The organism is Flavobacterium ginsengiterrae (assembly GCF_039539785.1).
In the GTDB taxonomy this organism is placed as follows: domain Bacteria; phylum Bacteroidota; class Bacteroidia; order Flavobacteriales; family Flavobacteriaceae; genus Flavobacterium; species Flavobacterium ginsengiterrae.
Genome location: NZ_BAABDU010000002.1, coordinates 200,343 through 213,278 on the forward strand (window position 1 = coordinate 200,343; position 12,936 = coordinate 213,278).

Below are 12,936 nucleotides of genomic sequence, written 5' to 3' on the forward strand. Positions count from 1 at the left end.
TAAATATGACTGTAAAAGAAAGTATCGAAGTAAAAAAAGTATTGCAGTTTCTGGAAGAGATTGGAATTGAAGTGATTGAAAAGCAATTCCAATCTTCTTTTTTACCGGGTTTAGATCTTGGATCCAATTGTATTTACATTGATTATGACAATCTTTTATATCCCGGCGATATATTGCATGAAGCCGGACATCTTGCTGTTACACCTTTTCAGGAAAGAAAATTAGTCGGCACAGATCAAATTTCGTCAGAATGGCCTACGCAGGGAGATGAAATTGCTGCGATTTTATGGTCTTATGCCGCTTTGCATCATTTGCAATTGCCTCTGGAATTTGTATTTCATCCTAATGGTTATAAAAATGCTTCTAAATGGTATATATCAAATTTTAGCAGCGGTAATTATATTGGACTGCCGCTTCTTGAATGGATGGGATTATGTCTTGGAAATGAAAAAGCCGAAAAAGAGAAAAAATCCCCTTTTCCGGCTATGCAAAAATGGCTTCGTGATTAATTAAGTTGATTGATCAATCCACGTTTTAAGGAACCATTTATTATCTCTTAATTCAAAAATATAATCTTCATATATACCAGTATCAATACCGCGATGCTCAATAACTGCTGATTTTTGTTTTAGGATTATTTTTTGTCTAAACTCCATTCCTTTATCATCTAATTTTAGAATTCTATAATTCTTCTGAGTCTTTGTAACCGTAATTTCTTCTAAATTATCATCAAGAGTTTTTATTACGATAGGAAACTTTATACGACTTAACTGAAAGTTTTTATCTTCATTAAATTTCTTAAGAAAAGTTTTGAAATTTTCGCTGTTAGTTGTAGTTTTTTCTTGTGCTGCGGTTAATTGGCAGAAACAAGCAATAAATAGGATTGCAATTATTTTTTTCATTATTCTTCGTACATTTTTAGCAGGTTCGTAACGGTGTTCCAGTTTCGAATTGTTGCGGTTACATTTAATTTTTTTTCAATATATTTTTGGTCAAAACGGGTTTTTCCGGCACCAATGTCGTATTTAATAAAAATTCTATTTTCATCAATACTTGCTTCATCTGGTTTAAACTGACTGATTTTTAAATCGTTTATGCTTTCTTTTTTTAAAGCCATCGAAACAAAAGCAACATATAGTTTTTTAAGATCAATATCTTTTTCTTTAAAAAAAGGATTATTCTCAAAACACGATTTCAGGTTTTCTTTTGTAATCATTACAACTGGAACTTCGTGTCCAAAAACTTTAAAAATCTCCTGTTTAATCATGAAACCAACTTTAGAAGCTTCTTCATCGCTGTCAACGAAAACATTTCCGGATTGCAAATACGTGCGGACGTTTTGAAAACCCAGATTTTCGAGCATGCTTTTTAACGCTTCCATTTTCATCATATTATGACCGGAAACATTTATACCGCGTAAAAGTGCTAAGTGTGTTATCATTCTTCTTAAATTTTATTCAAAGATAAAAACTATTCATCTTCATCTTCACCAATTTCGATATCAAACTTGGTTAAAAATTCGTTTAAACGTTGTTTATATTTGCTTTTAGCCTGATTTACAATCTCATCTGCTTCTTCATTTGTTTCTAATGCATCGAGATTAAATTCATTTTTAACCCATTCATGGAATTCTGACATATTCTCATTTTCTTCATAATACTCATCGTCTTTATAAAAATAAGCATAATCAAAATCTACTGAAATTTCGGTATCTAAAGTTAAAAGATGAATTAATCTGCGAGTATTTTCGGCAACAACATGAATTCCTCCTTCATCACCAAAAACAACTATCGGGCAGTTATTTAAATCCTTATCAATAAGCCAGTAAGCATAAGAACTTCCTGAACCATTTGCGCCTGCAAATTCAATAAAACTATTGTAGAATTCTTCTTCTTCAGACCAGGTTTTTATTCCTGTTTTATCCTCGGTAATTGTAAGACCAAAACATTCTGAATAGGTTTCAGAACCATATTCCTGATCAAATTTGTAAAGTTTAATTAAATCTTCCGGTAATTTATAATTTCCAAACTGAGCCGAAAATTCTTCTAATGAAAAACTGTTGTCATATTCTGCATATTCTGTGTCATCGTCATCATCTTCCTCATCTTCTTCATTTTTTTCAAGAGACATTAATTTGTCAAAAGTATCAATTGCGGCATGTTTAACGCAGAACATCTCTATTCCCGGAGCATTTTCGTCATTTATCCATTGGTATTTTGGATCTCCGTTTTCATTAAGATATTCCAGAATAAGCATAATTTCCTGATCATCATGACACCATAATGCACGCGTTCTAATACCAAATCCGTTTCCAATTTCTTTAGAAATCTGGCTGTATTTCTTTCCTTCATAATCAAAATAGATAAACAAATCGGTTGTTCCGGAAACATGTCTTACTATTTTTTCGTTTTCTTTTAATTCATCTGTTTCAGATAAAACTTCAATCATATTAAGAAACTGATTGCGAAAATCAGTATACATATATTTGTCTTTTTTATCATAATCCAGAATTGAAAGTCCTTCTTTAAAAACTTCGAGGTAATTATTTCCTAAAGTCTCTGTTCCGTAATCTGAAAGTTCGATAAATCCTTCATCTACAATATCAGATAATTTATGAGTTGATGGAAAATAATTTTCGACTGTTATAATAGATCCGTCAGTATCCTGAACGTTGCTGCAAATTAAAATATCCGGTCTTCCGGCACTAATAATCGCCTGAACATCTGTAAAACGTTCAAAATGAAACAGCATATCATCAGTATAAACCAGCCAAGCTTTCAAATCTCCCTTTACAAAAAGTTCTCCATGATTGTATTCTCCGGCAAGCGTATCGCACTGCAGTCCGCCTCCCAAATAATGAACATTTCCAAACAAATTAATATTGACTGTTGTTGTTTTTCCTAAAACAATTAATGCGGGAGAATTATCTGTATCAAAAGAACTTATAAGTTTAGTGACATTTAGATTTCCTTTAAAAATAAATCCTAAAATAAAAACATCCTCATGTTCGTGTGTACTAAAATCCATTTCAAAAGAATCCATTTCGACATCATCTTCTGCTAAAAGAAATATTGGGTTTTCTTCGTAGTCAGGAAAACGCCAGGTATCTTCAAAAACATTGTAAATTTTCTGATCCTGAAAATCGGTAAGATCTCCAATAATAGTATGAGCTTCGTGCCGGTTGATTACTTTAAATGTAACACCTGAAAACTCCATGGTTTCAAAAGGGACTTTTTCTTCTTTCATTGTGGGGCTTATATCTTTAATACTTTAACAAATCTAACAATTATCTTTATTTATTAAAATAATACTGACTTTAAATAATAGACAACTTGCTCGAACAATAAACAAGATTCTTTATAATTTGATATTTAAGAAATAAACCAAAAACGAATTTCTGTAAAACATTCTATTTTCAAAATTCCTAATTAAAATCTATCTTCGCTTTTCAATAAAATTTCAAAATCCAATTCTTCCAAAGCTAAAATCAACAATCTAAAAATCTAAAATTTCTCAATGTCTAATAATCTCCTTGAAACTCCTATTGAATACCTAAAAGGTGTTGGCCCAAGCCGTGGTCAATTGCTTCGTAAGGAATTAGGGATTCATAAATACGGAGATTTAGTCAATTTTTATCCCAATCGTTATATAGACAGAACGCGTTATTACAAAATCAACGAACTGCAAAACACGGGATCTGAGGTTCAGATTATTGGAAAAATCATCAACATTAAAACAGTAGAATTTGCGAAGAATAAAAAACGTCTTGTAGCTTCTTTTGTTGATGATACGGGACAAATTGAGCTCAATTGGTTTCAGGGTCATAAATGGATTCGAGAAAGTTTAAAATTAAACGAAACGCTGGTTATTTTCGGGAAATGTTCTTTGTACGGAAGCCAGTTCAGCATGGCGCATCCTGAAATTGAATTGTTGAGCGAACACGAAAAAAGTCTTCGTTCTGCAATGCAGCCTGTTTATCCTTCTACAGAAACTCTTACAAACAGAGGGATTTCAAACAGAACGATAAACAAAATGATGGAACAGTTATTTATTGAAACGGGAGCTTTGTTTACCGAAACCTTTCCGCCTTATCTTTTAGAAGAAATAAAACTGATTTCAAAAAGAGCCGCGTTATTCAATATTCATTTTCCTAAAAGTGCCGATGCTTTGGCGAAAGCCCAATTCCGATTAAAATTTGAGGAATTGTTTTTTATTCAGCTCCAGTTAATTACTAAAAACTTAATCAGAAAACATAAAATTAAAGGTCATCCGTTTACAAAAGTGGGTGAATTATTTAATGAATTTTATCAAAATCATCTGCCTTTTGCTTTAACAAATGCACAGAAAAGAGTAATAAAAGAAATCCGTTCAGACATGGGAAGCAACGCCCAAATGAACCGATTACTGCAGGGAGATGTAGGCTCCGGAAAAACAATTGTGGGTTTTATGAGTATGCTTTTGGCGATTGACAATGGTTTTCAGGCTTGTTTAATGGCGCCTACAGAAATTTTGGCCAATCAGCATTTTATTGGACTTTCTGAATTTGCCAACACCTTAAATATCACCATAAAAATATTAACCGGATCGACTAAAACTTCTGAAAGAAAGATTATTCATGAAGACTTAGAAAACGGAAATCTCCAGATTTTAATTGGAACTCACGCCTTATTAGAAGATAAAGTAAAGTTTAAAAATTTAGGTCTGGCAATTATTGATGAACAGCATCGTTTTGGTGTTGAACAAAGATCAAAATTGTGGAAAAAGAATGAAATTCCGCCTCACGTTTTGGTGATGACTGCTACGCCAATTCCAAGAACTCTGGCTATGAGTTTATACGGTGATTTAGATGTTTCTGTAATTGATGAATTACCGCCGGGAAGAAAACCTATTCAAACCGTACATAGATACGACACGAACCGATTAAAAGTCTGGAAATTCCTGCGTGATGAAATTGCAAAAGGAAGACAGATTTATATTGTATATCCTTTAATTCAGGAATCGGAAAAAATGGATTATAAGGATTTAATGGATGGTTACGAAAGTATTTCGAGAGATTTTCCGCTGCCTCAATATTCGATTTCGATTGTACACGGAAAAATGAAACCTGCCGATAAAGATGCCGAAATGAAGCGTTTCTCTGAAGGAAAAACAAATATTATGGTGGCTACAACCGTGATTGAGGTTGGTGTAAATGTTCCTAATGCGAGTGTTATGATTATTGAAAGTGCTGAGCGTTTTGGTCTTTCTCAGCTGCACCAGCTTCGCGGACGTGTGGGCCGAGGTGCTGAACAGAGTTATTGTATTTTAATGACGGGGCATAAATTAAGTACCGACAGTAAAACCCGTATGGAAACGATGGTTCAAACCAACGATGGCTTTGAAATTGCCGAAGTCGATCTTAAACTCCGTGGTCCGGGAGATTTAATGGGAACGCAACAAAGTGGTGTTTTAAACCTTCAGATTGCTGATATTGTAAAAGATCGAGAGATTTTATCTTTCGCAAGAAATTATGCCCTGAAAATCCTCAAAGAAGATCCTCCGCTTCAAAAACCAGAACACGCCATTTTAAAATCTGTCTTTTTGGAACTCACAAAAAGAAAAAATATTTGGAATTATATTTCTTAGGGTTCTAAGGTTCTAAGATGCTAAGGTTCTAAGATGCTAAGATGCTGAGATGCTGAGATTCTAAGTTTTTTTTATTTGTAGAATGTGTAGAATATTATCTATATTATGTTGAGCATCGCCGAAGGATTATGCAGTACTAAAAAGAAAACTTAGAATCTTAGCAGCTCAAAACCTTAGCAGCTTAAAAAAAACACTTCACTGGATCTAACTCTATAAAAGTTTCAATATTCAGGTGATTTAGATTTGTTGGGGGCAAATTTTTTATTGAATAATTGAGCGATACAATGAAGCGTGTTAATTATGGCTATTTCTTAGGCGGACTCTTTTTTTCAAAAATACCGCTGAATAAACCTTTACTTATTTTGTTTTTATCGTCTTTACCGGTAGCAATTAAATGATCAACATATTCCATGTATGTTTTTTTGCGTTCTTCCAGAAAACCAACCAAATATTCTTCGGAAGCAATTATACCACTTGCTTCTTCAATCTGCAAAAGTTTTTTATATAAAGGTTCAATAAATTTTGTTATAATAGGCTCAGGAACCGATTTTCTGGTTCCAAAATAGCCAACAATATCCCCGTCTGCGTCGGCTATAATTTTAAAATCGGTTACAACCCAATAATAACGGCCCGTTTTGGCCATGTTTTTTATAATCACATGAATATTTTCACTCGATTTAATACTGTCCCATAAGAATTTAAAAATTACTTTTGGCATATCAGGATGCCTTACAATGTTGTGAGGCTGTCCAATAAGTTCAAATTCATCATAACCGGAAACATCTATAAAATCTTCATTGGCATACAAAATGGTTCCGTTTTTATCTGTTTTACTCAATAATACCTTATTTTTATTCCAGTCGACTTCTCGATCTGAGGGAGTTGGGCGGGCAAATCTAGTATCCATAACTTTTCTATTAATAATTAATAAACATTGGGGATTCTGCGTATATCGTTTTTTGGAAGTTGGTTTTTGCAGTTATTTTTTAATTTCTGGTATTGGTAGATTTTACATGAATATCATTAACTAAATCATCAATTTTCTTTGCACTATCGCGCATCATATCCAGATAAGTCAGTAATTTATCATTATCTGTATGCCCTTTAGAAACATCAATTAATTTTAAAACAGAATTAACCGGAAGTTTCAAATCAAGAGTTGTTCTGTGAATAAAGTCATTATATTCTTTAGTAGCTGTCATTGAGCTGTATTTAGCCGAAGCAAGTTTCATATTCTCTAGTTCATATTCGTCTGAAATTTTAGAAATGTGATTTTGGCTGTGTTCTTTAAAATAATAAGCCCAATAGCCATTCATAAAAAATACTACAGCGGCTAAAACAGTATGAATAATCAGTGTTTCTAAATCAAAGTTTACCTGCGAAAAATACACCTGCAAACCGTTTGCATCATTGTAAATAAAGTTTTGCAGATACGCCAGACCAGCATGATGAAGCACTACTAAAAGCGTTAACGGAATTTGTAATTTCCAGTTTTGATAAATGATCAAAATGGTGCTGGCAATAAAAACCGTAAAATGCATTTCAAATAAACCATGCATTTGATAAATGTACTGTGCCATAAATATAGCCAGCACAACAGACAAAACATACTGATAGAATTTAGAATTCTTAATAAAAAATTTTGCCGAATAATACGCCAAAAGATTCAGCGTACCTACTCCCACCCCTATTTCGAATGTATCGTACTTAAATGATAATCCAATCCCGAGGAGAAAATAAACTGCAAGAACATAATTAATAATGGTATCTGACTTTTGTGTCATAGTCGACATAAAACTGTGCAGATAATCTTGCTCATTCAAACTGGCTTTTGTTTTCATAGGTTAAAAAAATTAAGTTAGTGATAGATTTATTTAGTGCAATTTGGTAATGAACATCCGTAAGCTCTAAGAGCTAAAGCATTAAATGAGGGCGAATTATTTTGTTTTAACAGCGAATCGATTGCCATTTGGGCGTAATTACTTTCGGCATCGGTACAATATCTTGTTTTGTTGTAATTACCACGGTAATACAAATTATGCGAAGGATCTAAAAGAACTGCCTGCGGTGTTGAGATTACACCACATTTCTTGGCAATGCCTTCATCAAAATAAACCGGAATATGAGCTCCAAATTTGTTTTGTATTTCTTCGATGGAAAATGTCTTTTGTTTGTTTAAAACAACAATCTTAAAATTAATTCTGTCACCATATTTTTTAATGAGATCACTTACATGAGGCACATTAAAGCGTGAACATGGGCAGTCAGGATTAAAAAAATGAAAGAAAACCGGCTTGTTGTCGTATGCACAACATTGCGACAAATCTATTTTACTACCCATGGCTATCGTATGATAACCTTTAGGAATTGGCGTTGGCAGACTATATTTAAACTCATTCTGCCAAAAAAGAAAGACAATCGAAGCCAATAATAGCGTAAACCATAAGCTTAGGAGTATTTTTTTCTTCATATATTATTTTTGCAATTAAGAACCAAAATTATAAACACTTGTTAATATAATTATTAATTAAATTCTTTAAAAACGTCAAAAAACTACACCAAGCCTACTATTTTAACAATAAAATTACGAGTATTCTGTAATAAACACTGAATATGTTATTATTTTGTTGAACATATCAATAATACAAATTAAATCTATGATCTGCAAAAAAAATCGGACAAATGAAAAATATTTTATTGATAAGCTTATTTACCAGGCACTGCTAGAAAACAATAAAATTTAAAATGAGAAAAAAGCAAATTCTAACAAAAAGATCCATCTAACTGATTTAAAGATCATTACATATAAAATTACAGAAACATTAAAAAATAATTAAAAATATCTGTTAACATCTTTAAACCTTTTATCAAAACGAACATCTAACAGCAAACTTTTTCCAGCTGTGCAACTAAGACGATTTGAAATTATTGTAATTGAAATGTTAAATAAAAGCTAACATCTTTCGGTTTCAGCACAAAAAGTTAAATTTGCCAGTTGCGAAAAACATACACCAAAACACACATTTCACCTGAATTTTTATGAAATTAAAACATCTAATCTACGCCTTGATAATCATCGTTTTAGGAGGATTTATTACGTACAGAATAATATCCAACAAAGGTAAAAACGACGAATCTAAAAAATTTGGCGACAAAGACAAACCAACAACAGTTACGGGAATAGTTATAAAGACTTCTACGTTTGATAATAATTTATCATTATCAGGTTCTATTGAAGCCAATGAACAGATTGAAATTCACAGTGAAGTTTCTGGAATCGTAGAAGGTATATTTTTTACAGAAGGAACTAATGTAAATAAAGGTCAGGTACTTTTTAAAGTAAATGATATTGAATTAAAAGCACAATTAAGACAAGCTGTAACCAAAGAAGGTTTAGCAGCTGAAAATGAAAGAAGAGCAAAACTTTTACTTCAAAAAGAAGCCATAAGTCAGGAAGAAGCCGATGTAGCCAGAGCAGATCATGCTTCGGCGCAGGCACAAAGCCAGTTAATCAGAGCGCAGATTTCTAAAACATCTGTACGAGCACCTTTTTCAGGAAAAATTGGTTTACGTTCTATTTCACCGGGAACTTACATTACGCCAACTGTTTTGGTTGCAAAATTAGTAAATACAGGAAAACTAAAAATTACATTCTCTATTCCGGAGAAATATGCCTCCCAGGTAAAATCAGGTTCTACGATTGAATTTACGGTTTCAGGATCTGATAAAACCTATACTGCAAAAATATACGCAATCGAACCAGAAGTCGCTGTAGCAACACGTACGCTACAAATTCGCGCCATTGCAGATAACACAGACGGAAAGCTTTTCCCGGGAACTTTTGCTGACATCAAATTACCTTTAAGCATTATTAAAGATGCTATCGTTGTTCCTTCTCAGGCAATTGTTCCAATTCAAGACGGAAAAAAGGTATTTGTTGCCAATAACGGAAAAGCAAAAGAAGTTATGGTTGATGCTACGACAAGAACTGATTCTTCAATTCTTATTTTAGCGGGATTAAGAGCTGGAGATACTTTAATTACAAGTGGTGTTATGTCATTAAAAAATGAAGCACCTATAAAGGTTAAAGTAAAATAATTGTAGATTTTAGACTTTAGGTTTCATATTAAACTTTGAAATCTAAAATCAACAATCTAAAATCAAAAAACATAATATGAGTTTATCAACTACAAGTATAAAAAGACCAGTTTTAACCATTGTACTGAATTTATTGATTATTTTATTCGGTTTTATTGGTTATACTTTTTTGGGTGTGCGAGAATTTCCTTCGATCGATCCGGCACAGGTTTCTATTAGAACCAATTATACGGGAGCTAATGCCGATATTATCGAATCGCAGATTACAGAACCGCTGGAAAAAGCCGTAAATGCTATTGACGGAATTAGAAATATAACATCGTCAAGTAATCAGGGAAGCAGTAACATTACCATTGAATTTAATTTAGATAAAGATCTCGAAGAAGCGGCAAATGATGTTCGTGACAAAGTTTCACAGGCCATTAGAAATTTACCGCAGGATATTGATGCACCGCCTGTAGTTTCTAAGGCAGATGCCGATAGTGAGTCGATTATTTCGATGACCGTTCAAAGTGATACCAGAAGTTCTTTAGAATTAAGTGATTATGCAGAAAATGTTATTTCACAGCGTTTAGAAACCATTCCGGGCGTAAGTGCGGTTCAAATATGGGGTCAAAAACGTTATGCCATGCGTTTATGGATTGATCCTGCAAAATTAGCGGCCTATGGTTGTACTGTTGCCGAAGTCCGCGCAGCATTAAATGCTCAAAACGTCGAACTTCCTTCTGGAAAATTAACCGGAAATAATACTGAATTAACCGTAAAAACAATTGGAAATCTTTCTAAACCAGAAGAATTCAATAATATTATCATTCGTACAGACGGCGACAAAATTGTTCGTTTAAGTGATATTGGAGGTGCCGAATTAGGTCCCGAAAATATTGAAACCGGCTTAACTTCTTCCGGACTTCCTATGATTGGTCTGGCTATTGTACCAATGCCGGGCGCTAATTATCTGGATATTTCTTCTGAGTTTTATAAAAAATACGAAGCGCTAAAAAAAGATTTACCAAAAGATATCAAACTAAATATTGCGCTTGACAATACACAGTTCGTAAAAAAATCAGTTCTCGAAGTGGTTGAAACATTAGGAATTTCGATACTTCTTGTAATTATTATTATTTATCTGTTTTTTAGAGACTGGGCAATCGCATTTAGACCTTTAATTGATATTCCTGTATCGTTAATTGCTACGTTTTTCATTATGTGGCTTTTAGGATTCTCTATCAATGTATTAACATTATTGGCCATTGTTTTGGCAACCGGTTTGGTTGTAGATGACGGAATTGTAGTTACTGAAAATATTTTCAAAAAAGTAGAAGAAGGTATGTCGCCAATTGAAGCGGCAATTAAAGGTTCTAACGAAATTTTCTATGCCGTAATTTCTATTTCGGTAACATTGGCATCTGTATTTTTACCTGTAATTTTCTTAGAAGGTTTTGTGGGCCGACTCTTTAGGGAATTTGGTGTTGTAATTGGTGCTGCGGTACTAATTTCGGCTTTTGTATCGCTTACGCTTACGCCAATGTTAAATGCGTATTTAATGAAAGGCGGCGAGCAGAAAAAGTCAAAATTCTACATTAAAACAGAACCTTTTTTCGAAAAAATGAACAGCGGTTATGCTGAATCTCTTTCAAAATTTATGGAGAAAAAATGGATCAGTTTTCCAATTCTGATTGCTTGTTTTGGATTGATTTATCTGTTTTTTACGATTCTTCCAAAAGAAACAGCGCCATACGACGACAGAAGTTCTGTAACGATGCGTATGACGACTCCCGAAGGTTCTTCGTATGAATATACAAACCGTTTCATGCAGGAAATATCACAATTGGTAGATGATTCGATTCCTGAAAAAAGAGTAAGTCTTGTTATTACAGCTCCGGGTTCTGGCGGGTCTGCTGCAAACTCAGGATTTATCAGACTTTCTTTAAAAGGTCCTGAAGAAAGAGAAAGATCACAAAAAGATATTGCTGATAAATTATCAAAATGGACAAAAAAATATCCGGATGCTAAAACTTCTGTAATTCAACAGCCTACGATTGCTGTAAACAGACGTGGCGGTTTACCAATTCAATATATTATTCAGGCACCGACTTTTGATAAGCTGAGAGAAAAAATTCCGGTTTTTATGGATGAAGTTGGAAAAAGCGATGTTTTTTCGATTACCGATGTAAATTTAAAATTCAACAAACCGGAAATCAACGTAAGCATTGACCGCGAAAAAGCCGAAAGTTTAGGAATTTCTATTATTGATATTGCGCAGACTTTACAGCTTTCTTTAAGCGGACAGCGTTTTGGATATTTTATTAAAAACGGAAAACAATATCAGGTTATTGGTCAGTTTGATCAAAAAGACAGATCTAAACCTTTGGATTTAACGTCGATGTTTGTAAAGAACAAAAAAGGGGAATTAATTCAAATGGATAACGTTGTAAAAGTATACGAACAAAGTAATCCGCCGCAATTGTATCACAATAACCGATACATGTCGGCAACAGTTGCTGCCGGTTTAGCGCCAGGAAAAAGTATGGGCGACGGAATTCAGGAAATGGACAGAATTAAAGCAAAAGTTTTAGACGAAACTTTCACCACCGATTTATCTGGAGAATCCAGAGATTTCGTAGAAAGCAGCTCGAATACTTCATTTGCTTTTGGACTGGCTTTATTATTAATCTTCTTGATTCTTGCGGCTCAGTTCGAAAGTTTTATAGATCCGTTTATTATTATTTTAACAGTTCCTATGGCGGTTGCGGGAGCTTTATTTTCATTATGGCTTTTTAATCAGACCTGGAATATTTTCAGTCAGATTGGAACCGTAATGCTTATTGGTCTGGTAACGAAAAATGGTATTTTGATTGTTGAATTTGCCAATCAGTTACGAGAACAAGGCAAGCCAAAGATGGAAGCTATTCTTGAAGCTTCAGAAGCGCGTTTACGTCCAATTTTAATGACCAGTTTAGCGATTGCGTTAGGAGCTTTACCTATTGCAATGTCGCTTGGAGCTGCATCAACCAGTAGAATTGGTATGGGGGTTGTAATTGTTGGAGGAACTATTTTCTCTCTGGCATTAACGCTTTTTGTTATTCCGGCAATCTATTTTATGTGGTCAAAAGCAAGAAAACATTATCCAGAATTTGACCGTATTGACGAATACGAAAAAGAAAGTAAATAAAATATTTATTAGTCCTGAATTCTCAAATCACTTTGATAAAA

The 12,936-nt window shown here is 33.5% G+C and carries 10 protein-coding genes; 4 read left to right on the plus strand and 6 right to left on the minus strand.

Annotation, left to right across the window (positions count from 1 at the left end; translation table 11 throughout):
• Nucleotides 1–5 precede the first annotated feature (5 nt).
• Nucleotides 6–509 (plus strand): hypothetical protein, encoded by a 504-nt coding sequence (locus tag ABD859_RS01660; protein ID WP_345139360.1) that lies wholly within the window; start codon nt 6–8, stop codon nt 507–509.
• On the opposite strand, the gene ABD859_RS01665 is transcribed toward ABD859_RS01660, so the two are convergent.
• From ABD859_RS01665 to ABD859_RS01675, 3 genes are read right to left on the minus strand one after another with little or no spacing between them, the layout of a single operon-like run.
• On the minus strand, nt 510–902 hold the full coding sequence (locus ABD859_RS01665) for a hypothetical protein (protein ID WP_345139362.1): 393 nt from the start codon (nt 900–902) through the stop codon (nt 510–512).
• The gene (locus tag ABD859_RS01670) at nt 902–1,441 is read right to left on the minus strand and encodes a DUF1697 domain-containing protein (protein WP_345139366.1); all 540 of its coding nucleotides are present in this window, start codon (nt 1,439–1,441) and stop codon (nt 902–904) included. Before ABD859_RS01670 ends, ABD859_RS01665 begins: the two co-directional genes overlap by 1 nt.
• A gap of 29 nt (nt 1,442–1,470) precedes the next feature.
• The gene (locus ABD859_RS01675; RefSeq protein ID WP_345139369.1) at nt 1,471–3,246 is read right to left on the minus strand and encodes a hypothetical protein; all 1,776 of its coding nucleotides are present in this window, start codon (nt 3,244–3,246) and stop codon (nt 1,471–1,473) included.
• A 270-nt stretch (nt 3,247–3,516) separates the two neighbouring features.
• Here ABD859_RS01675 and recG point away from each other — a divergent pair, with 270 nt between their 5' ends.
• Nucleotides 3,517–5,625 carry an ATP-dependent DNA helicase RecG gene (gene recG / locus ABD859_RS01680; RefSeq protein WP_345139372.1) on the plus strand — a complete coding sequence of 703 codons (2,109 nt, stop codon included), beginning with the start codon at nt 3,517–3,519 and terminating at the stop codon, nt 5,623–5,625.
• A gap of 304 nt (nt 5,626–5,929) precedes the next feature.
• Here the strand turns inward: recG and ABD859_RS01685 are convergent, their stop codons facing one another.
• From ABD859_RS01685 to ABD859_RS01695, 3 genes are all read right to left on the minus strand, one after another.
• The gene (locus ABD859_RS01685; protein ID WP_345139375.1) at nt 5,930–6,532 is read right to left on the minus strand and encodes a PAS domain-containing protein; all 603 of its coding nucleotides are present in this window, start codon (nt 6,530–6,532) and stop codon (nt 5,930–5,932) included.
• Between the two features lie 79 nt (nt 6,533–6,611).
• Nucleotides 6,612–7,466, minus strand: a complete 855-nt coding sequence (locus ABD859_RS01690) for a hypothetical protein (protein WP_345139378.1) — start codon at nt 7,464–7,466, stop codon at nt 6,612–6,614.
• A 29-nt stretch (nt 7,467–7,495) separates the two neighbouring features.
• Nucleotides 7,496–8,095, minus strand: a complete 600-nt coding sequence (locus tag ABD859_RS01695; protein ID WP_345139380.1) for a peroxiredoxin family protein — start codon at nt 8,093–8,095, stop codon at nt 7,496–7,498.
• 569 nt (nt 8,096–8,664) lie between these two features.
• Between ABD859_RS01695 and ABD859_RS01700 the strand changes: the two genes are divergently transcribed.
• Both ABD859_RS01700 and ABD859_RS01705 read left to right on the plus strand, forming a co-directional pair.
• Nucleotides 8,665–9,723, plus strand: coding sequence for an efflux RND transporter periplasmic adaptor subunit (locus ABD859_RS01700; RefSeq protein ID WP_345139383.1), 1,059 nt, complete (start codon nt 8,665–8,667; stop codon nt 9,721–9,723).
• A gap of 76 nt (nt 9,724–9,799) precedes the next feature.
• Nucleotides 9,800–12,895: an efflux RND transporter permease subunit gene (locus ABD859_RS01705; protein ID WP_345139386.1), complete on the plus strand. Its 3,096-nt coding sequence runs from the start codon at nt 9,800–9,802 to the stop codon at nt 12,893–12,895.
• The last annotated feature ends 41 nt before the right edge of the window (nt 12,896–12,936 follow it).